This window comes from Providencia rustigianii DSM 4541 (assembly GCF_000156395.1).
Taxonomy (GTDB): Bacteria; Pseudomonadota; Gammaproteobacteria; order Enterobacterales; family Enterobacteriaceae; genus Providencia; species Providencia rustigianii.
On sequence record NZ_GG703819.1, the window covers coordinates 821935 to 843256 of the forward strand.

At 41.0% G+C, this 21322-nt stretch carries 16 protein-coding genes and 1 tRNA gene; 13 read left to right on the top strand and 4 right to left on the bottom strand.

The window, feature by feature from the left end; genetic code table 11:
- Window positions 1-116: 116 nt before the first annotated feature.
- From PROVRUST_RS13700 to rsuA, 3 genes are all read right to left on the bottom strand, one after another.
- Window positions 117-458: a YejG family protein gene (locus tag PROVRUST_RS13700; RefSeq protein ID WP_006815457.1), complete on the bottom strand. Its 342-nt coding sequence runs from the start codon at window positions 456-458 to the stop codon at window positions 117-119.
- Between the two features lie 723 nt (window positions 459-1181).
- Window positions 1182-2366 (bottom strand): Bcr/CflA family multidrug efflux MFS transporter, encoded by a 1185-nt coding sequence (locus tag PROVRUST_RS13705; protein ID WP_039855326.1) that lies wholly within the window; start codon window positions 2364-2366, stop codon window positions 1182-1184.
- 25 nt (window positions 2367-2391) lie between these two features.
- Window positions 2392-3096: a 16S rRNA pseudouridine(516) synthase RsuA gene (gene rsuA, locus PROVRUST_RS13710; RefSeq protein WP_006815460.1), complete on the bottom strand. Its 705-nt coding sequence runs from the start codon at window positions 3094-3096 to the stop codon at window positions 2392-2394.
- A gap of 222 nt (window positions 3097-3318) precedes the next feature.
- Between rsuA and radD the strand changes: the two genes are divergently transcribed.
- Both radD and rplY read left to right on the top strand, forming a co-directional pair.
- A complete protein-coding gene (gene radD, locus PROVRUST_RS13715) occupies window positions 3319-5094 on the top strand; it encodes a DNA repair helicase RadD (RefSeq protein ID WP_006815461.1) in 1776 nt (591 codons plus the stop codon).
- 197 nt (window positions 5095-5291) lie between these two features.
- A complete protein-coding gene (rplY, locus tag PROVRUST_RS13720; RefSeq protein WP_006815462.1) occupies window positions 5292-5573 on the top strand; it encodes a 50S ribosomal protein L25 in 282 nt (93 codons plus the stop codon).
- A 103-nt stretch (window positions 5574-5676) separates the two neighbouring features.
- Here the strand turns inward: rplY and yejK are convergent, their stop codons facing one another.
- A complete protein-coding gene (yejK, locus tag PROVRUST_RS13725; RefSeq protein ID WP_006815463.1) occupies window positions 5677-6678 on the bottom strand; it encodes a nucleoid-associated protein YejK in 1002 nt (333 codons plus the stop codon).
- A gap of 238 nt (window positions 6679-6916) precedes the next feature.
- Between yejK and PROVRUST_RS13730 the strand changes: the two genes are divergently transcribed.
- From PROVRUST_RS13730 to PROVRUST_RS13780, 11 genes are all read left to right on the top strand, one after another.
- Window positions 6917-7144 (top strand): YejL family protein, encoded by a 228-nt coding sequence (locus tag PROVRUST_RS13730; protein ID WP_039855328.1) that lies wholly within the window; start codon window positions 6917-6919, stop codon window positions 7142-7144.
- Window positions 7145-7164: 20 nt separating this feature from the next.
- On the top strand, window positions 7165-8880 hold the full coding sequence (yejM, locus tag PROVRUST_RS13735; protein ID WP_039855330.1) for an LPS biosynthesis-modulating metalloenzyme YejM: 1716 nt from the start codon (window positions 7165-7167) through the stop codon (window positions 8878-8880).
- Window positions 8881-8975: 95 nt separating this feature from the next.
- A tRNA-Pro gene (locus PROVRUST_RS13740) sits at window positions 8976-9052 on the top strand.
- A 677-nt stretch (window positions 9053-9729) separates the two neighbouring features.
- A complete protein-coding gene (gene tssB, locus PROVRUST_RS13745) occupies window positions 9730-10227 on the top strand; it encodes a type VI secretion system contractile sheath small subunit (protein WP_006815467.1) in 498 nt (165 codons plus the stop codon).
- Between the two features lie 19 nt (window positions 10228-10246).
- Complete coding sequence (gene tssC, locus PROVRUST_RS13750; protein ID WP_006815468.1) at window positions 10247-11791, top strand: type VI secretion system contractile sheath large subunit; 1545 nt, start codon at window positions 10247-10249, stop codon at window positions 11789-11791.
- A gap of 22 nt (window positions 11792-11813) precedes the next feature.
- On the top strand, window positions 11814-13151 hold the full coding sequence (gene tssK, locus PROVRUST_RS13755) for a type VI secretion system baseplate subunit TssK (RefSeq protein ID WP_006815469.1): 1338 nt from the start codon (window positions 11814-11816) through the stop codon (window positions 13149-13151).
- Window positions 13148-13804 carry a type VI secretion system protein TssL, short form gene (gene tssL, locus PROVRUST_RS13760; RefSeq protein ID WP_006815470.1) on the top strand — a complete coding sequence of 219 codons (657 nt, stop codon included), beginning with the start codon at window positions 13148-13150 and terminating at the stop codon, window positions 13802-13804. Before tssK ends, tssL begins: the two co-directional genes overlap by 4 nt.
- 2 nt (window positions 13805-13806) lie before the next feature.
- Complete coding sequence (locus tag PROVRUST_RS13765; protein WP_039855333.1) at window positions 13807-15546, top strand: OmpA family protein; 1740 nt, start codon at window positions 13807-13809, stop codon at window positions 15544-15546.
- A gap of 2 nt (window positions 15547-15548) precedes the next feature.
- Window positions 15549-16040 (top strand): Hcp family type VI secretion system effector, encoded by a 492-nt coding sequence (locus PROVRUST_RS13770; protein ID WP_006815472.1) that lies wholly within the window; start codon window positions 15549-15551, stop codon window positions 16038-16040.
- Window positions 16041-16256: 216 nt separating this feature from the next.
- A complete protein-coding gene (gene tssH, locus PROVRUST_RS13775) occupies window positions 16257-18920 on the top strand; it encodes a type VI secretion system ATPase TssH (RefSeq protein WP_006815473.1) in 2664 nt (887 codons plus the stop codon).
- Window positions 18917-21313 (top strand): type VI secretion system Vgr family protein, encoded by a 2397-nt coding sequence (locus tag PROVRUST_RS13780; protein ID WP_006815474.1) that lies wholly within the window; start codon window positions 18917-18919, stop codon window positions 21311-21313. Before tssH ends, PROVRUST_RS13780 begins: the two co-directional genes overlap by 4 nt.
- Window positions 21314-21322: the final 9 nt, after the last annotated feature.

Here is a 21322-nt window from a genome sequence, read left to right on the forward strand (position 1 = left end):
TACGAACGAGCTTTTTTTATTGTTAACACCATTTCATCATACTCGCACAGCGATAGCTAAATTATGTCATGGCAGATTCTGTTCTTCTACTAGCCCCTGTCAGGAATACACTACCGTTAAGCGCAATAGAAACCTGAGGCTAATTCTGCAATGGCAACACCAGATGCCTTCAATCGGCACATTGCAGTAAGTTCATCGCTAGCACGAATAAATAGACACATTTCTTTCTGCCATTCTAGTATAGCGTTGTCTATTTGCATTTCAGACAATGACTCAGACAACTGTTTCATTGCTATACAGTCTGTCTCACAATCATGACTTAATAATTTTAGTCCTACAAGTTTATCGCTATTGGCATCATTCATGGGAACAACTTCAACATCAGTCCCTATTTTTCCGGATAACCAGCGGTAACTTTGCGGCAACCTGTGGACTACCGAAAGACCTAATTTTTCCACAAAAATTTCCTATTAAAACACGCCGTCATTTTGACAAGTAAGCAGAGCTCACCATTTTGGCGACTTAACTTACATTTCACTAAATGAGTATCGATTCTTTTAGATACTGAAACTCCCCAAGAGACAATGTCTCTCTTCTTTGTACCCCACTCTCAATTAAAGAGTGAATAGAGATGCATATGTCTTAAAGAAATCCTCGTTCAAACCGAACTTTTAACAAATACAAAAAGTAACACAATTGTTAAATTCAAGAACTTAAATATAACACTAAAAAAGTAGCATGTCGTTAAATTTTTGTGACACACATCATTGCATGAAGATTTTACCAACAAAAAAACAAAAAATTAAACATTTTTTAATTACAAACCCAACACAATCCATAATTAAACCGTTTATTTTTACATAATCACTAAGATATATTAATAATTATGTGTTTTTTGAGGGGACCCTCTCCAGTATTATCATTTTTAATGATAGTAATCATCCGCCAATCATAATACATAAATTTAACAACTATTCTTATTTAATGACTTGATGTAGATCATTTTTAGATAAATAGAATAATTACATATCGTTACTAATCGTTTTTTTCGATCTATTGAACAGGTTAACATATAGCTATAGTGAATAATATATTAGAGATATAAATCAAGATGATAAAAATACTGGCGGGAAATTAATGGAGTTGTTCAGCTTCATCCTTGAAACTGATACATAGTGAACCTACTTGGCTCTTTTCGCTAAAAGAACAAATAGCATGGATAGAGCAACACAGCCCACCATCGAACCAACCATAGGCCAAGCACTCTTTGCAGGGATCATGGAGAGTAAAGTACCAATCAATGCCCCTATAGAGAAACGGATAGTGCCAGCAAGAGATGAAACCGTGCCCGCAATGTGTGGATAATTATCTAAAATGACGGCCATTGAATTGGATGTGATCATAGCAATCCCACTAACATAAATCGCAACACCGATCACCAAAGTCCAAAAATCCATATTTAAGGCTGTCGTCGTTAATAACCATATTCCCATGACAAATTGGATAATAATACCAAAATACAGCATTCGCTCTGCACCAAATTGGCGAACGAAACGGCTATTAATTGTCGTCATAATAAATAAGAAAATGATGTTGATACCAAAGTAATAGCCAAAATGTTGAGGTGAAACGCCGTTCAAATCAATATAGACAAATGATCCTGCATTTAAGAACGAAAACATTCCCGCAAAAGAAAATGAACTAGCTAAAATGTAGAATAATACCTGTCGAGCACGAAATAAGGTGGCAAACTGTCTAAGTGTGGTTCCTATATGGAAAGTTTGCCTTTTCTCTGCAGGCAATGTTTCACGAATAAAGCAACTCACCAAAACTACTGCAATTACAGCTGCAATCGCAATACTCCAAAAAATGGCGTGCCATGAAAACCAACGCATCATTTCCCCACCCAAGATAGGGGCGAGTAATGGTGCAATGGTCATCACCAGTACAACGAAAGACATGCTGCGAGAAAACTCATCACGGGTAAACATATCCCTCATCAATGCGTTGATCACCACACTTGCGGCAGCGGCAGCAAAACCATGTAAGAATCGTAACCAAATAAAAACATCGATGGACTCAGCAACCGCACAAGCCGCTGAAGCAAATGCAAAAACAATCACTCCACCTAATATAACTGGTTTACGTCCCAAGCTATCCGCCATCGGTCCATAAAATAACTGACCAATTGCAAAACCAAAAATGTAGCTATTTAGGGTCATTTGAATATGCCCTTCATCTACATTAAAGTATCCTGTCATTGCCGGAAAACTAGGCAAATACATATCAATAGCTAATGGCATTAGCATTGATAGCAAACCTAATATTAAAATCAGCCCCAAATAGGATGAACGCTGTTGCTGCACGCTTTAAACTCCTGCTATCTCACTATTAACGGGGAACAGTGATACTGTTAATTTCATCTTCAGTTAGAGGTCGATATTCTCCCGGTTCTAACTGTTCGTCTAGCCTGATTTCTCCGACTCGCTCACGATGCAGACCACAAACATGGTTGCCTACTGCTGCAAACATTCGTTTCACTTGGTGATAACGACCCTCACTGATAGTTAATAACACTTCACGAGGAGAGATAATTTCCAATTGAGCTGGCTTAGTGGGGCTTTTTTCACCATTTAGCATGACACCGATCTCAAACTTTTGAATAACATCATCCGTAATATCTTCACTTAACTGAACTCGGTAAGTCTTTTCGCAATGATGTTTAGGAGAGGTAATACGATGAGACCATTGTCCGTCATCAGTAAGTAATACCAATCCCGTGGTGTCTATATCTAAACGGCCAGCTGCATGCAATTTTTGAGTGACTGGCTCATCAATAAAATAAAGAATTGTGGGGTGCGTTGGGTCGTCAGTTGAACATACATACCCTTCAGGCTTATGCAGCATAAAATAACGAGGGCCAGTTATCTGTATGAGCACATTACCGTCATAAGATACTTCATTATCAGCACTAATTTGCATGGAACCTGATTTTACTACTTTATCGTCAACCGTGATATTACCAGCACGAAGCTCACGTGCTACCAAATTCCGGCTTATCCCTAATTGCTGGGACAAAAATTTATCCAATCGCATAGATTCTCTTAACTTGATGGAATGTCAGCGAGAGGTACAATAGCACCGTGCTGCCATAATATAGAACGAAAGATTACTGTGATTATTATCACATAATCAATTATATCAACAAGACGTAACAAGTGATAGCAAAGCAAAATTAACTCGAAAATTTAGACCTAGCCATGGCGCTAACTAAAATCTAACATTAATCATCCGCCTTTTTTAAAAAAACTGAATAATATGCCTGTAACTTTATCACCTAGTTTTACTCTGCGTCCTTATCAGCAAGAAGCGGTTGATGCAACAATTCACTATTTTCGCCGACATACTGAGCCAGCAGTCATTGTGCTGCCTACAGGAGCTGGAAAAAGTTTGGTGATCGCCGAGTTGGCTCGACTCGCTCGAGGAAGAGTCTTAGTTTTAGCTCATGTCAAAGAATTAGTAGAACAAAACCATGCAAAATACCTCACTTATGGTTTAAATGCTGATATTTTTGCTGCAGGACTCAATCGCAAAGAGTCGCAAAGTAAAGTTGTATTTGGTAGCGTTCAATCTGTTGCTCGTAATCTTACTGATTTTAATGATAAATTTTCATTAGTTATTATCGATGAATGCCATCGAATTAGCTTAAATGATAAAAGCCAATACCAGCAAATCATTCAAGCCTTACAAAATCATAACCCCACATTGCGTATTCTGGGATTAACCGCAACACCTTATCGTTTGGGTCATGGTTGGATTTATCAATATCATTATCATGGCATGATCCGCGGTGATGAAAAGTGTTTTTTTCGAGACTGTATTTATGAGTTACCACTGCACTATATGATTAAAAATAAGTATCTCGTTCCACCAGAAAGACTTGATATGCCTGTTTTGCAATATGACTTCAGTCAGATATCGATTAACCAGTCAGGTATTTTTAACGAACAAGAGCTTAATTTATCCATTAAAAAACAACAGCGTATAACCCCTAAAATTGTTGCTCAAATCGTAGAGTATGCTGCTCCATTACAGGGTTGTATGATTTTTGCTGCCACCGTTGAACATGCCAAAGAAATTCTAAGTTATTTACCAAAGAATTGCGCAGCTTTAGTTACAGCAGAAACCCCTGCAAGTGATCGCGCCAATATTATTAATCAATTCAAAGATAAAAAATTACACTACTTAGTTAATGTCTCCGTTTTGACAACTGGCTTTGATGCCCCTCACGTGGATTTAATTGCCATATTACGCCCAACTGAATCTGTCAGTTTATACCAACAAATTGTAGGTCGAGGTTTACGATTAGATAAAGGAAAAACACAATGCTTAATCTTAGATTATGCGGGTAACCCCCATGACCTTTATCGCCCTGAAGTCGGTACGACTAAACCTAATTCAAGCAGTGTGCCAGTACAAGTCTTCTGTCCTTTATGTCAATTTGCCAATATATTTTGGGGGAAATGTACCTCAGATGGTCAAATTGTCGAGCACTATGGACGTCGCTGCCAAGGTTGGGAGGAAGATGAGCAAGGCAAAAAACAGCAATGCGAATTTCGTTTTCGATTCAAACAATGCCCACACTGTGGATCTGAGAATGATATAGCAGCCCGACGCTGCCATAAATGCCAAGAAGTTCTTAGTGATCCTGATGACATGCTCAAAGCCGCATTAAAACTCAAAGATGCGTTAATTTTACGTTGTGGAGGCATGGAGCTAATGCCAGGCAGCGATGCTAAGGGTGAATGGCTAAAAATCAATTATTACGATGAAGATGGTACCTCCATCTCCGAACGCTTTCGTCTGTCGACTCCAGCCCAGAAACGGGCTTTTGAGTACCGATTCTTACGTGAACATCATCGCGCTCCCGGAATTCCATTTAACTGGAATAATGCCAATGATATTATCTTGCAGCGATCATTATTACGTTACCCACAATTTATTGTGGCACGGAAAAAAGAGAATTACTGGGAGATTCGTGAAAAAATCTTTGATTATCAAGGTCGATTTAGAACTTCAACCCCACTAGCCTGACAACTAATTTTAATATAAATTAACTTTCTACTTGGCGGATAGTGATCTTAATGATTGCCCGTTGGGCATTTTTTCGTTAAACTGCGCCCGCCTTCGTATATCTCGCCTAGCGAAATAATTTTACAGGGCCAAATATCGAACCTGCTGCTGGGTCGCCTGTAGCAGGATTTTATTTTTTCTTTTATAGAGAAATTGTAATGTTAACTATCAATGCAATTGAACGTAAAGAGCAGGGTAAGGGTGCGAGCCGCCGCCTGCGCAGAGCTAACCAACTGCCAGCTGTCGTTTACGGTGGCAACCAAGAAGCTATCTCTGTTACTCTGAACCACGATGAAATTATCAACCAAGAAAGCAAAGCAGGATTTTACGATATTCTGAACTTGGTTATCGATGGTAAAGAAACTAAAGTAAAAGTTCAGGCTGTTCAACGTCACCCATTTAAGCCAAAAGTGACGCACATTGACTTCCTGCGCGCTTAATTAAAGCCCATAGCCGAGCTTTAGAGTTTTTCGGGACGCCGAGTAAATAACGCCGCAATTGCGGCGTTATTTATTTCTAGGACACTATTCTAGTCGTCAACGCTTATTTATTACCACGACGTTGTAATTGATCACGTAAATTAGGTGGTGTTCCTCTAATCGTTAATGTATCGGTGACAGGATCCCAAAAAATACGCTCCCCCATCAACATCGCATCAAAATTAATCGTTATTCCACCACCACTACCTGAAAATTTAGTGAGTTGCTTTAGCGTTCCTCTATCTGCGGGAAAGCTTTCTTCGAGTTGATAATCATTCTGACGAGTAAAGTCCTCAAAACTTTGATCCTCCAGTGTCGGTAACTCTTTTGATAATTCACTTAACTCTATTTCTTCACCAGATTGAAGCTGCTCAGTACAGTAGCTATGTACTTGCTGTCTATAAGCTTGGCGAGTATTTTTATCCATCTGAGCACTATCACAAAAATCATCTAATGCCTGAACAAGTCCCTTATTCTGTACTTTCGCATTTAATCCTTCAGATGCGGATAAAAAATCCATAAAGAAATCAGAAATTTTACGTCCAACTCGTCCTTTAAGAAAAGTTAAATAGCGCTTAGACTCTGGATTAGTTTCCCATTCAGTTAAATCAATACGTGCAACAATATCTGCATGAGGGATATCTAGATAATGAGTAGTATCTAAGTCCAGCGACTCAGTCACAAACATGCTATCGCAACTATTGAGTACCGCGATCAAAAGGTATTCCACCGCTAAATAACGGTATTGGCAAAATAGAACGATACCACCTTCTGCAAAGGGATATTTTGCCAACTCATCTTTTAATCGCACCGTCATTGCACGACTAAAACCTAAAAACTCTTCTTCGCCCTTGCGTAATAAAGATAAGGCCTCCGCAAGTTCACTATCTTCATTAAACTCACCAAATGCTTTACTCTTCGCACTATACACACGATGTAATTCTGCCATCATGTCTTGCACAACGTTATCTGTCGTTAATAACGAATCACGTAACATGACTTCTAAGGTCTGTTCATCTCGTTTAATCAACTGATGTAAAGCTATCTGGGTAATATCCAGACTCATTGTTGGCTCCTTTAACTCGCAGAAATAATGTCGCGTATTCAAACACTGAAATTATTCTGCTGCAACCTAAACTATCACTCGCCTCTTTTTTATCACTTTTATGGCGAACTATTATCCACTTCGATGATCTAAATAAGCATTATTATCAATTAAACGAAAATTTGTTTAAAGAATGAAGAAAAGTCACCCACAATGGGCTATTATATGGAGCTTTCATTAATTTAGGATGTCACAATTTATGCCACAATCATCTCGCTATAGTGATGAAAAAGTTGAAGGTTTACTGTCTGACCTTGTAAGTGTGTTAGAAAAAAACCATACTCCAGTAGATCTATCATTAATGGTGTTAGGCAACATGGTTACTAATCTGCTCAATACATCTGTCGCTCCGGCGCAGCGTAAAATGATTGCAGAGTCTTTTGCTAATGCATTAATTTCGTCTGTTAAAGAAGATAAATCACACTAATTGGTCGATAAATAAACAGCATGGTCACCCATCAGCGCTACCGTGATAAAGTCTCCAACATGATTGGCTGGGGACACTGGTTTGCACTATTCAACATACTACTTTGCCTCCTGCTAAGTAGCAGCTATCTGTTTATTTTTGACTGGCCAGATACGCTCGCTGGTCGCGTTTATGCTTTTGTCAGTTGGTTAGGTCATTTTAGCTTCGTAGTCTTTGCTACTTATTTGCTTATCATCTTCCCACTGACCTTTATTGTTATGTCTCAGCGATTACTTAGGGTCATCTGTGTTGCACTCGCCACTGCTGGGATCACGCTATTACTTTTTGATATTCGCGTTTTTAGCCAATTTGGTCTTCATCTTACTCCTCAAGTTTGGGATCTCGTTATCAATCCCGCTAAAGGGGAAATGGCACGTGAATGGCAGCTGATGTTTATCAGTATTCCTATCATTTTCCTCGTTGAGATGTTGTTTGCTACATGGAGTTGGCAAAAATTACGTAGCTTAAGTAGGCAAACTTTTGGCAAGCCACTTGCAGGAATTTTTATTGCGACGTTTGTTATGTCTCACTTAATGTATGCATGGGCTGATGCCAATTTTTATCGCCCTATTACCATGCAGCGATATAATTATCCCTTATCACAACCAATGACTGCTCGAAAATTACTCGACAGGTATGGACTTCTGGATTTAACTGAGCATCAAAATCGAGTATTCCAGCAAGGTAGCCCTACAGCCTTGAAACTACAATATCCGTTGAAGCCATTAAGCTATCAAGATCAAGGTACTGGCTATAACTTACTGTTGGTCGTTGTCGATGATTTAGGCAATGAGCGCCAACAAAAACAAATGCGTTCATTACAAGAATTCAAAGATATTAGTTCACAATTTACTAATCACTATACTACGGGACTACGCAATGATACGTCCCTATTTGGTCTGTTCTACGGAATATCATCAACCTATCTTGATAATATTCTTAATGGCCGGCACCCTTCAGTTTTGATTGAAGCATTACAGCATCAAGGCTATCAATTTGGACTATTCTCAACCGATGGGTTTAGTTCACCATTATTCCGTCAAGCAATATTGTCTGATTACTCCATGCCAGCAAAAGCAGCGGATAATGATAATCAAACTATCGCCCAATGGAATTTATGGCTAGATAATGTTAAACAAGGCTCACCTTGGTTCTCATTCTTGAATATTAAAGGTACTCCGGGAAGCCATGAAACAGACAATCAAATTAATCAAGTGATTGAAAAGCTAAAGCTTCAGAATAAACTTAACAACACCATTATTGTGATCACTGCAAATTATAATAATGATGGATCACAAGATACTGACTGGGTAAATAAAAAGCATTTCAATCGCGATAATATGCAAGTACCCCTGTTTATCTACTGGCCAAATACACCATCCCAGCAGATTGACAAGCTCACTAGCCATCAGGATATTATGACAACCATCATGCAACGTATGTTGCATGTCAACAACCAACCAGATGATTATAGCCAAGGTGAAGACCTATTTAGCCCCCAACGCACCTATCCTTGGGTAATTACAGGCGATAATAATGATGTTGTTATTACCACCAATCACTCCACTATGTACATGGATCGTAATGGTCAATTTAACATTTATGACCAGCAAGGTGCTGTAAACGAAAACGAAAAGCCAAACTTAGCTGAACTGTTGAAAATATTTACTGAACTCAAACGTTTTAATGAAAATTAATGTTTTAATTTTAACCATTCATCTTATTTCCATCTTGATTTTGCGGATGATTTGAGTAGTATATTTTGCCTGTGCAAGTCACATGATAGTGCAATCGGCATGTAGCGCAGCTTGGTAGCGCACGGTCATGGGGTGTCCGGGGTCGGAGGTTCAAATCCTCTCATGCCGACCAAATTCCTATAAAAAAACCAACCCAAAATGAAGTGCTCCCATAAAATTGGACTCTTCAAATAGGTTGGTTTTTTTATGTCTTAAATATCACCTTCCAACTTAAACTGATAGATAACGTAGGCTTTACTAATTAGACCAATAAGGTTTCTACTTCATCTACGTTTCCAAATAGCGAAATAAATCACAAATAGTGAAAAATGCTATTTTAATATGCCTGACCACATCCATGAAAAAATAAAAACTCAAATAGATTTAAACTCCAAAATTAATTATTAATTTAACCATTAATATTGAACATTATTCAAATAATTGATTTTATATCCATATAGTTCTATTAAAACCAACTTACACTCCATATGTGTAGGTATGTTTATATATTCTATTTTTCTTAAGAATATACCTAAAAATAAATAAATAGCCTTTCATCAATTCTTTTACAAAAAATAATAATCAATTGAAATAAAAGGATTTATTAAAATTCAACCTTTAAGTTACTGTAAATATACTTAAACTCATTACGTGTAAATCATCATAAAACATAAGAATTGTTGATTTAATTTAATTAAAGTTATATAAATGGAAAAGATCAAACTAAGTTAAATTTAAATTCAAACAGATAGATTATTTCGCAATAGATCGAACTATTCGCGAGTAAGGCTATTTTTAAAGGACTAGAAAATGTCAGATAGCTTCCAGAATGAAGTGCCAAAAGCACGCGTCAACATAAAATTAGACTTACACACTGGTGGTGCACAGAAAAAAGTCGAATTACCTCTGAAATTACTTGCAGTAGGAGATTACAGTAATGGGCAGGACAGCCGAGCGCTGTCAGAACGAGAAAAGATTAACATCAATAAAAATAACTTTAACAGTGTGTTGAGTGAGTTCACTCCAACAATAAATGTAACAGTTAAAAATACGCTTGCAGGTGATAACAGCGAAGAAAGTATTAAATTATCGTTCAAAAATATGAAAGATTTCGAACCTGAGCAAGTTGCCCGCCAAATTCCTCAATTACGAGCAATGTTAGCAATGCGTAATTTACTACGTGACCTCAAATCAAATCTACTCGATAACGCTACATTTCGCCGCGAACTCGAAAGTATCCTCAAAGATCCTGCGCTTAGTGATGAGTTACGTGAAGAACTAGCACAGCTAGCACCAAAAAAAGATTAATTTGGATTAATAAAGGATTATGCTGATGTCTGTAAAAACTGAATCTACCCAAAGCGCAACTGCAGTGCTCGATGACGCATCTAACCACGGTGTTTACGCTTCATTATTTGAAAAAATCAATTTAACTCCGGTCTCAACAATAACTGATATTAATGCTTTTCAAGATAACGCTGCACTTGCTGATGCCACTGCGGATGAACGAGTGACTGTTGCTGTGCAAGTATTTCTTAACCGTTTAAAATCATCTGGCCAAAAAGTTGAACGTTTAGACCGTAACCTGTTGGATCACCACATCGCTGAACTAGATAAACAAATCAGCCAACAACTTGATGAAGTTATGCATCATCATGATTTCCAAAAAGTTGAGTCCACATGGCGTGGTCTAAAATTCCTAGTTGATCGTACGGACTTCCGTCAAAATGTGAAAATTGAGCTTCTTGATATTGCTAAAGACGATTTACGTCAAGATTTCGAAGATAGCCCAGAAGTGATTCAAAGTGGTCTGTACCAGCACACCTACATCGCTGAATATGATACCCCTGGTGGTGAACCTATTGCAGCAATGATCTCAAACTATGAGTTTGACCGCAGCCCGCAAGACATTGCATTACTGCGCAGTATCTCAAAAGTCTCCGCATCCGCTCACATGCCATTTATCGGTTCTGTAGGTCCAAAGTTCTTTGGAAAAGAAACTATGGAAGAAGTTGCTGCAATCAAGGATATTGGCAACTATTTTGATAGAGCTGAATACATTAAATGGAAATCATTCCGTGATTCTGATGATGCTCGCTATATTGGGCTCACCATGCCCCGTGTTTTAGGGCGTCTACCTTACGGTCCAGATACTGTCCCAGTACGTAGCTTCAATTATGTTGAAGAGGTTAAAGGACCTGACCATGAAAAATATTTGTGGACTAATGCGACATTTGCTTTTGCTGCCAATATGGTAAAAAGCTTTATCAATAATGGCTGGTGCGTACAAATTCGTGGACCTCAAGCTGGCGGTGCTGTTAAAGATTTACCTATTCATCTCTTTGACTTAGGTACTGGTAGCCAAGTAAAAATCCCATCAGAAGTTATGATCCCTGAAACTCGTGAATTTGAGTTTGCCAATCTTGGTTTTATTCCTCTGTCCTACTATAAAAACCGTGATTACTCTTGCTTCTTCTCTGCTAACTCGGCACAAAAGCCAGCCTTATATGAAACTGCTGATGCAACCGCTAACAGTCGTATCAACGCGCGCTTACCTTACATTTTCTTATTGTCACGAATTGCTCATTATTTGAAGCTTATTCAACGTGAAAACATCGGTACCACTAAAGATCGTCGATTGCTTGAATTAGAACTCAATAATTGGGTTCGAGGTTTAGTGACTGAAATGACAGATCCAGGTGATGATTTACAAGCTTCTCACCCACTGCGTGATGCAAAAGTTGTCGTTGAGGATATCGAAGATAACCCAGGTTTCTTCCGAGTGAAATTGTATGCGGTACCACACTTCCAAGTAGAAGGTATGGATGTTGATTTATCACTAGTTTCACAAATGCCTAAAGCAAAAGCATAACGGAAATTAAAGGTCATTCAGGATGAAAATCTACCGTCCATTATGGACTGACGGGGCCTTTTTAGCCCCTCAACAATTTCAGCAACAAGCTCGCTGGGATAGCCATGTTGCAGAGGTCATTTCCCGTATGGAAATTGCTTCTCCATGGGGTGTTATTAGTACTGAATTTGATGAAAGTGCTCTTGCACTTTCTCGCCTCAGTGCACAAAATATGATCGTCCGCTTTCCGGATGGGACTCTTATTGATACCACTCTCGCAGATGCACTTCCTCCCGTTTTTTCTTTAAATGAATATGCTGAACGACAAACTTTAGATATCGTTTTAGCATTACCATTGATGTTAGCAAATGGCGGTAATCTGATTCCTGAAACAGGCACCGATCGTCCACGTCGATTTAATCAAGAATGGATAAAGGTCCAAGATTTGCTGGGCCATGAGCAGACGGACATCGCAGTGTTACGTCATATGGTAACCCTACGTTTAGCGCACGATGAAAATGCCGCATTCATGACTTGCCCTGTTGCAAGGCTAATACGGAATACACAAGGTGCATGGGTATTTGACACACATTTCATTCCTCCGCTCTTAGCTTGTAGTGGTAGTCTTGAGTTGGTCACCCTGCTCTCTGAATTCATGCATCGTCTAGTCGCTAAACGTCGCCGGTTAATGGCATTACGCCGTGAAAGTAATGAAAAAATGGCAGATTTTGTTGTCGCGGACGTTTCACTATTTTGGTTATTAAATTCCCTCAATAGCGCTGAACCTGTTTTAAATGAGCTTAGTGCATCACTAAGCCGACATCCTGAATTATTGTATAGGGAATTAGCCCGTCTAGCTGGAAGCCTATTAACTTTTTCCCTTGACCATCAACTTGACGATATTCCGTTATATAAACATGGTCACCCAGAGCAGGTTTTTCCTCCATTATTTACGCTCTTAAATACATTGCTAGAAGCGAGCTTACCATCTCGAGTCATTAGCATCGATCTCATAAAAGAGGGACCTTTCTGGAAAGGTCATCTCCATGATGGTCGATTACGTGAAGAAGCTGATTTTTATTTATCTGTACGTTCATCTTTACCAGCTCACTTGCTGATCACTCAATTCCCTTTACTGTGTAAAGCGGGTAGCAGTGATGATGTTGCAGACGTCGTAAATGTGGCATTAAATGGCATTCCATTGAAAGCTCTCAGCCATGTCCCAACCGCAGTTCCTCTCCGATTAGAAAATCAATATTTTGCGTTGGATATTGAAACGCCGGCAGGTCAGGCCATGTTGTCTTCAGGGCAGTGTGCGTTTTACGTCCCTAGCACATTAGGCGACATTCAATTAGAGCTATTCGCGGTACTTCGCTCATGAATAATCCAACCTCACACCATACTATCGACATGATTTTTGCACAAACATGGTTGATGGTTTGTCAGATCAATCAAGGAATATCCATCACTAATGGTGATGGATTTTACCGTCGTGTTTGCCAACTTGTGGATGAAACACGTCAAAAATTGCTAGAGCATGGGTATGCTGAATCCGCTGTTGAACATATGCAATATGCGCAATGTGCACTAATTGATGAAAGTATCATGAACCGCCAAACACGGGATGAAGGATATAACACTTGGATTCAATCCCCTCTCCAAGCTCGTTATTTCAATACATTAGAAGCTGGCGACAAACTATGGGATAGATTACGTAGCATCTTAAATGAAACAGCTCCTAATCCTGATGTTTTGCTGTGCTTTCATCGTGTTCTCACTCTTGGATTTGTCGGTAAATTTCGCCGTAAAGATGCCCCAGAACGTGAGCAAGTTATGGCTCAGCTCAACGTTCAACTGCCTGATTACTTAATCTCATCCGAATTACCTCTTGTGGTAAAACCTAAACTACGCTTTAGCCGTCGCCGACTTTATTGGCTAGGCTGGATTAGCGGAATTCTATTACTCGCTGGTATGTGGTGGGGCTTTTCAGCGTCCTTAGAACATTTGCTTCAACAATGGATGACACAAGGATAGTCATGCAAAACCCAATCAAACAGTGTCTGACGCTTTTTGCGACGGGTCTTTTCCTGTGGCTACTCTGGGGATTTTGGTCTCTGGGACAGACTGTCACCATTTTTATTTCAGTCTTAGTTTTAGCTCTCACCAGTGGAATATTATTTTGGCACTATAAACAGCGACGCCAAAATGTCTCCACTGAACACGACTATACAGGTGCATTTCCTACAGATAATTATCAGGGACCCGTAATTTTAGTTTGCGGGCAATCACAGGCATTATTTCTTGATAATCAATTACATCGTGAAACTAGCCAAGGCTGGTATATTTATGTTTCTGCACCAACTGAATTAGCTAAGTTGGTGACTGTTTTAATCGAGTATGCACCATCCTTATTAGGACAAATATCTTTACTTTACACGGTGATACCTGAACAACTAACCCAGCAAGAAACATTTACTCAAGAATTACTTAATTGGCGACGTGCTATTGGCGAAAGTCGCCAGAAGACAGGCACTAAACTGCCATTTTGGGTAACTGTTTATATTTCCACTCCTCATCAACTAGATTCAACTTTTCGGGTCGACTATGAGCATACACCATGGATGACATTACTCAGTCATCAAAGTGAATTTCAAGTGGAGCAAGAGGGCACGATGTCAGCGCCCTACTCCTCATGGTTACCCGCACAAATTGGGCATACTGAGCAGAGTCTTCAACTTTCACTCTGGTTTGATCTTCTGCAAAGCTGGTTAAACCAAATCCTCATCCCTCAGCTGACAATGCCTCAAGCTGGAGCTCCAAAATTGATCCCTTCTGCATGGGCAATTCAGTGGATCGATATTTCCAGTCAACCAAACAATTTATGGCAACAATTTATTCAAGAAAAAACATCGTTACCTTTAGCCCTCTCAACTCAAGTAACTGATTTATTGCCATTACCTGATGTGATGCTACGTCGCTTAAAACACGACATTAGCCTGAGTCGTACAGAACGAACTGTTGGTGCTGTAGGTCTGCTCTTTGGTATTTTTCTCATTGGTGCGTTAGTAGGGAGCTATCATCATAACCAGCAACTTATTCGCCATATTGGCGAAGATACAAAACGATTTTTACAGCTCTCGGATAACCCTCTGGCGCCAAAACTCACTGCATACCAGCAATTACAGGAAGATGCAGCTCAGCTATCCCGTTGGGAGCGTGAAGGGATTCCAACAGCCTATTCATTAGCTCTCTACCAAGGAGAGCGTCTACTTCCTTACTTACATACTCTGCTCGGTAGCTGGGCACCTACACAACCTAAAATAATCCCTAATGCTCCTGTTTTAGCACCAGAAATGGTGACCCTCGACAGCTTATCTCTATTTGATGTGGGCCAATATACGCTGAAAACAGATGCAACCAAAGTGCTGGTAGATGCCTTACTGAATATCAAAGCCAAATCAGGCTGGTTGATTGTGGTCTCTGGCTATACCGACAGTACCGGCAACCCAGAACTGAACCAAAAACTATCATTAAAACGCGCTGAATCTGTTCGTGATTGGATGATACAAACCAGCGATATTTCACCAACCTGCTTTGCAGTGCAAGGCTACGGGCAAAACAACCCAGTGGCTAGCAATGAAACATCCGAAGGTCGAGCTCAAAATCGACGTGTAGAAATTCGTCTAATACCGCAAGCCGAAGCTTGCCAATTATTGGACATCAAAACCGTGCCATCGATGGATGGTGGCACACATTCCCCACAAAAGGAGAAGTAACTATGGCAATCCCTGTTTATTTATGGCTGAAAGATGATGGCGGTGCTGAAATCAAAGGTTCTGTCAATGTACAAGACCGTGAAGGTAGCATTGAAGTTGTCGCTCAAGACCATAACCTTTATATCCCAACAGATAACAATACCGGGAAATTAACGGGTACTCGCATCCATACTCCATTCATTTTCGTAAAAGAAATTGATGCTTCAAGTCCTTATCTTTACAAGGCCGTGACCACTGGTCAAACCTTGAAAGAAGCTGAGTTCAAATGGTACCGCATTGATGATGCAGGACAAGAAGTCGAGTATTTCAATACTAAACTTGAAAATGTCAAAGTCGTGAAAGTAGCACCAAAAATGCACGATATCAAAGACCCAAGCAAAGAGAAGCACAACCATCTCGAAGAGATTGAGCTGCGCTACGAAAAAATCACGTGGACATACAAAGACGGCAACATCATTCATTCTGACTCTTGGAATGAACGCGCTACCGCATAATTAATCCCAGCAGGCGTTTTAGCGCCTGCTTTTTTATTGCACATATTGTGCAAACCTGACTCGCACAAAATCGACTTTGTCATTAAACACAGAATACTGCGCCATTCTCGGCGTATCACCTATCACGAACATCAACCTTATGAACCTCGGTTAATGGTTAGGGGCGGTAGCGTGCCTAAACACATTGAAACTCACAAGATTATCTAGGGAAAGAACATGGAAAATCCTTCAGTTATGTTATTACGTCGCTTAAATCCTTTTTGTGCAAATGCACTTGAGGCAGCGGCTTCCTTGTGCCAAACACGCGCTCATGCTGAGGTCACGATCGAACATTGGCTTCTCAAACTCCTTGAACTCGGTGAAAGTGATATCACAGTGTTAGCACGCCGTTATGAATGGGATATTTCAGCGCTTTGGCAAAACTTACTAACTGAGATAGATAACCTTCCACGCTCAATCCATACCCGCCCTACCTTATCCAAACAGTTACTTAATTTAATCCAAAATGCATGGGTCATAGCTTCACTTGATGAGGATATCGAACACATTCGCAGCGTACACATTCTTGCGGCAATGGTAAAACAGCCCTCCCTTGTCCCAAATGATGCGCTATGGCCATTAATGACATTAAGTCTCACACAGTTACAACGCTTAAGACCCATGCTAGATGCTCAATCAGATGAACGACCTGAAATTCAGCAATTAGCCGCGCATAATCAATCCCTACCGAATGAAGCTCCTCTTGATGCCAAACCAGTAGATGAATCCAATGCACCAAATTTAATTGGCAATACATTGAACGATGCCTTACTTGCTGTACTCAATAAATTTACGATCGATGTCACCGAAAAAGCGCGCGAAGGGGCAATTGACCCTGTTTTTGGGCGTGATGATGAGATTCGCCAGATGGTAGATATTCTTTCTCGGCGCCGTAAAAATAACCCCATCTTAGTTGGTGAACCCGGTGTAGGTAAAACTGCATTGGTAGAAGGCTTAGCGCTGCGAATTATTGAAGGTAATGTTCCTACTAGTTTACAAACTACATCATTGCGCACGTTAGATTTAGGCTTACTGCAAGCGGGAGCTGGGGTAAAAGGTGAATTTGAACAGCGTCTCAAAAACGTTATTGAAGCCGTGCAACAATCACCAACCCCAATTTTACTGTTTATTGATGAAGCCCATACTATTATCGGCGCAGGTAACCAAGCCGGTGGGGCTGATGCTGCTAACCTACTGAAGCCAGCGCTTGCCCGTGGTGAATTACGTACTATTGCGGCAACTACATGGTCTGAATATAAACAATATTTTGAGCGTGATGCGGCCTTAGAACGCCGTTTCCAAGTGGTTAAAGTGGATGAGCCTGATGACGAAAAAGCCAGTTTAATGCTACGAGGACTAAAACCCCGCTACGCCAAATATCATGGCGTCCATATTACTGATGATGCAGTAAAAGCTGCGGTGACTTTATCCCGACGTTACTTAACAGGTCGACAACTCCCAGATAAAGCCGTTGACCTGCTCGACACCGCCAGTGCACGTATCCGTATGAGTCTCGACACTCTTCCAGATGAAATAACGCGTTTAAAAGCCAAACGTGTCGCTTTAAAACTTGAACAACAAGCCATTCTTGCTGATATAGCGATTGGTAACATGAGCAATCAATCGTTACTCAGTGAATTAGTGACTCAAGATGCTCAAATCATGCTGAAACTGACTGAATTAGAACACCGTTTTGAGCAAGAAAAAAGTTTGATTAATCAGTTAATGGAACAGCGTCGACAAGCCCAAGATGTGAGTGAAATTCAAGCTCAATTAGAGCAAGTTCAGCTCGGGGAACCACTGATTACACCAGATGTGGATGTACGAACCGTAGCCACTGTGATTGCCGACTGGACTGGAGTCCCCCTATCCAGCTTATTAAAAGACGAACAAACCGAACTGCTTGAGCTGGAAGGTTCTTTGGAAAAACGAGTTGTCGGGCAAGAAAGTGCGTTATTGGCACTAGGACAACGTCTACGCGCCGCTCGTACAGGCTTAGCATCTGAAAATGGTCCTCAAGGGGTATTTTTGCTCGTCGGTCCAAGCGGAATCGGTAAAACTGAAACTGCCTTAGCCTTAGCAGATGTCCTGTTTGGTGGCGAAAAATCTTTGATCACTATTAACATGTCTGAGTATCAAGAAGCCCACACCGTTAGCCAATTAAAAGGCTCCCCTCCAGGTTATGTGGGTTATGGTCAAGGCGGGATTTTAACGGAAGCCGTTCGTAAACGCCCATACAGTGTCGTATTACTCGATGAAGTAGAAAAAGCCCACCGCGATGTGCTCAACCTGTTTTATCAGGTTTTCGACCGCGGATTTATGCGTGACGGCGAAGGTCGTGAAATCGATTTCCGTAATACCGTAATCTTAATGACGGCGAATTTAGGCAGTGATTTATTAATGCAGCAGTTGGAAGAATTCCCTGAATCTACAGATAGTGAACTTCAAGAAATATTGCGACCAACCCTACGGGATCATTTCCAACCCGCCTTACTCGCTCGGTTCCAAACCTTGATTTATCGCCCATTAGGCCCTGTCGCACTGCGCCAAATTGTTGAAATGAAACTGGGCAGCGTAATTAAGCGTCTCTACACCCACTACAAGCTTGAAGGCATTGTAGAAGAAGCACTGTATGACACGCTCGTGAGCGCCTGTTTGTTACCAGACACCGGCGCCCGAAATATAGATAGCCTGCTCAATCAACAAATTTTACCGGTACTGAGCCAGCAATTACTCATGCGCCAAGCTAACCACCAGCAAGCGCAAAGCCTAAATTTAGGGTATAGCGAAGAGGAAGGGATCACTCTGAGTTTCAGTGATATTGAGGAGATAAATCCATGAGCCTACTCGATACAGCCAAAAACCTACTCCAAGGTCAAAACCGCTATCGCTTAGAAGTGCAAGGCTGCTCAGATTTACTGGATGTTGAACATTTTACGGGACGTGAAGCCGCTAGCGATACCTATCGCTACCAAATTACGTTTACCTGTTCCGCCCAAGATCTTTCTGCTCAACAATTACTGCGCCGCAATGCCAGCCTGACCTTTTCTGCGCCGATAAATAACGTAATGGGACTCGCCACTCAACCTAGCGTTGCCAAGCGCGTTCATGGCGTAGTGACGGATTTCCGTCGCCTCTCTGGCTCTGCGGATGAAGCTCGCTACCAGTTAGTTATCGAGCCTTTTTTTGCGCTACTACGCCATCAAATTCGTACCCACCGTTTTTTTATTAACCAATCCATTCCTGATGTGGTTGAACAGATTCTGCGTGAGCATAATTTCAAAGGCTGGGAGTTCGAATTTCATCTCGACAAAGCGTACCCAAAACGCGAGCAAATTAACCAGATTAATGAAAGTGACCGCCAATTTATTGAGCGCTTACTCAGTGAAGTGGGTATTTTCTATCGCTTTGGTTTGCAAGATGAAACCCAAACTGAAGTCCTCCATTTTACGGATAGCCAGCGCGGCTATGTGTATGACAAAACCCTGCCATTAAATAGCCCATCTGGGCTGAGCGATAACCATGCCGACAGTGTTTGGGGATTATCTTTGCGTCATCAAGTGGTTGAAAGCAGTGTTTTTGCCAAAGACTATAACCACCGACTAGCGGAAGATACTTTGATTTCCGCCGTTGCAGACATGACCCGCGGTGATGGAGAGAAAACCAACTACGGGGATGTTTACCACTATAAAGGCCGCCACCTAACCCGTGGGGATAAAATTCACCCAGAAACGGAAACGGCTAACTTCTGGGCAAGACTCGACCACGAGCGCTTTTTAGCTCGTCAGACTTTACTGCGCGGGGAAAGTAGCGCAGCAGACCTGACCCCATTATTAGTGCTAAGCATTCAAGACAATCCGCTCAGTTCGACGTTACCCAGCGTATTCAAATCACCGATTTTAATTACTCGCCTACGCTTTACCGCCAGCCGAGATAAAGCACTAACTGTCCGTTTCGATGCCGTGCCTTACACTGAATCACTGTGCTGGCGTCCTGCACTCAAATCACGCCCTGTCATTGCCGGAACATTAATGGCACGCGTCACCAGCGTAAAAGACCAGGATATTTATGCTCATCAAGATGAGCATGGTTTTTATTGGGTTAAATTCGATGCAGATCGTGATGATAAAACTAAGGGTTACGAAAGTATGCCAGTACGTTTGGCAAAACCTTACGCCGGCGATACTTACGGGATGCATTTTCCGCTAATTCAAGGGACTGAAGTTGCCATTGCCTTCCATGAAGGTGACCCTGACCGCCCGTATATCGCCCACGCACTGCATGATTCCCGCCACCCCGACCATGTTACAGATAAAAATAACACCCGCAATGTGATCCGCACACCTGCAAATAACAAGCTGCGCATGGAGGATAAACGCGGGCAAGAGCATATTAAGCTCAGCACTGAGTATGGCGGAAAAACCCAGTTAAACTTGGGGCATTTAGTCAACGCCGAACGCGAACAACGTGGTGACGGTTTTGAGCTACGCACCGATAGCTGGGGCGCGATTCGTGCGGGTAAAGGGTTGTTAATAAGTACTCAAGAGCAAGAAAAAGCGAACGAGCAACAACTCAATATAGATGAAATTAAACGCCAACTTTCTGATGCATTATCTACGGCTGAATCTTTGTCCTCAATATTAGAACAGGCAAATATCGACTCTTTAGACAACCAAACGCAAGAAGTATTTCTACAACAAAATATTGAACAACTACAAGAGCCGGTCATTCTTGTCGGCGCACCTGGCGGTATAGCAACTTCCACACCAAAGCACATTCAGCACAGCAGTAATGGCAATCAAATCTATACAGCAGCAGGCAATACAGAAATTTCATCATTAAAGCGCATGGTTTTATTTGCCAAGAAAAAGATGGTGTTATTCGCTCATGAGTTAGGCATGAAGTTAGTGAGTGCGGCAGGCAAGATAGAAATTCAAGCCCAAACAGGTGAAGTCGACATCATTGCACAAAAAGGACTGAATATTACGAGTACCGACGATGAAATTATCATCAGTGCGAAGAAAAAAATCACACTGCAATCTGGTAGCTCATATATCACCATTGAAGGTTCACAGATAGAGCACGGAACTAGTGGAGACTTCAATGTAAAAAGTTCAAATCTTCAATATATGGATGCTGCAACGTTGAACATACCGTATCCACAATTTACTGCTTGTGAATCCATGGTTTCAGAAGCTGCTCAACAGGGTTCAGGTATTGTACCTCTACGCTAAGGATATTGT

Coding starts and splice junctions, on each gene's coding strand:
- rsuA (WP_006815460.1), bottom strand. CDS start 3,096: ATGCGATTGGATAAATTTTTGTCCCAGCAATTAGGGATAAGCCGGAAT.
- radD (WP_006815461.1), top strand. CDS start 3,319: ATGCCTGTAACTTTATCACCTAGTTTTACTCTGCGTCCTTATCAGCAA.
- rplY (WP_006815462.1), top strand. CDS start 5,292: ATGTTAACTATCAATGCAATTGAACGTAAAGAGCAGGGTAAGGGTGCG.
- yejK (WP_006815463.1), bottom strand. CDS start 6,678: ATGAGTCTGGATATTACCCAGATAGCTTTACATCAGTTGATTAAACGA.
- PROVRUST_RS13730 (WP_039855328.1), top strand. CDS start 6,917: ATGCCACAATCATCTCGCTATAGTGATGAAAAAGTTGAAGGTTTACTG.
- yejM (WP_039855330.1), top strand. CDS start 7,165: ATGGTCACCCATCAGCGCTACCGTGATAAAGTCTCCAACATGATTGGC.
- tssB (WP_006815467.1), top strand. CDS start 9,730: ATGTCAGATAGCTTCCAGAATGAAGTGCCAAAAGCACGCGTCAACATA.
- tssC (WP_006815468.1), top strand. CDS start 10,247: ATGCTGATGTCTGTAAAAACTGAATCTACCCAAAGCGCAACTGCAGTG.
- tssK (WP_006815469.1), top strand. CDS start 11,814: ATGAAAATCTACCGTCCATTATGGACTGACGGGGCCTTTTTAGCCCCT.
- tssL (WP_006815470.1), top strand. CDS start 13,148: ATGAATAATCCAACCTCACACCATACTATCGACATGATTTTTGCACAA.
- PROVRUST_RS13765 (WP_039855333.1), top strand. CDS start 13,807: ATGCAAAACCCAATCAAACAGTGTCTGACGCTTTTTGCGACGGGTCTT.
- PROVRUST_RS13770 (WP_006815472.1), top strand. CDS start 15,549: ATGGCAATCCCTGTTTATTTATGGCTGAAAGATGATGGCGGTGCTGAA.
- tssH (WP_006815473.1), top strand. CDS start 16,257: ATGGAAAATCCTTCAGTTATGTTATTACGTCGCTTAAATCCTTTTTGT.
- PROVRUST_RS13780 (WP_006815474.1), top strand. CDS start 18,917: ATGAGCCTACTCGATACAGCCAAAAACCTACTCCAAGGTCAAAACCGC.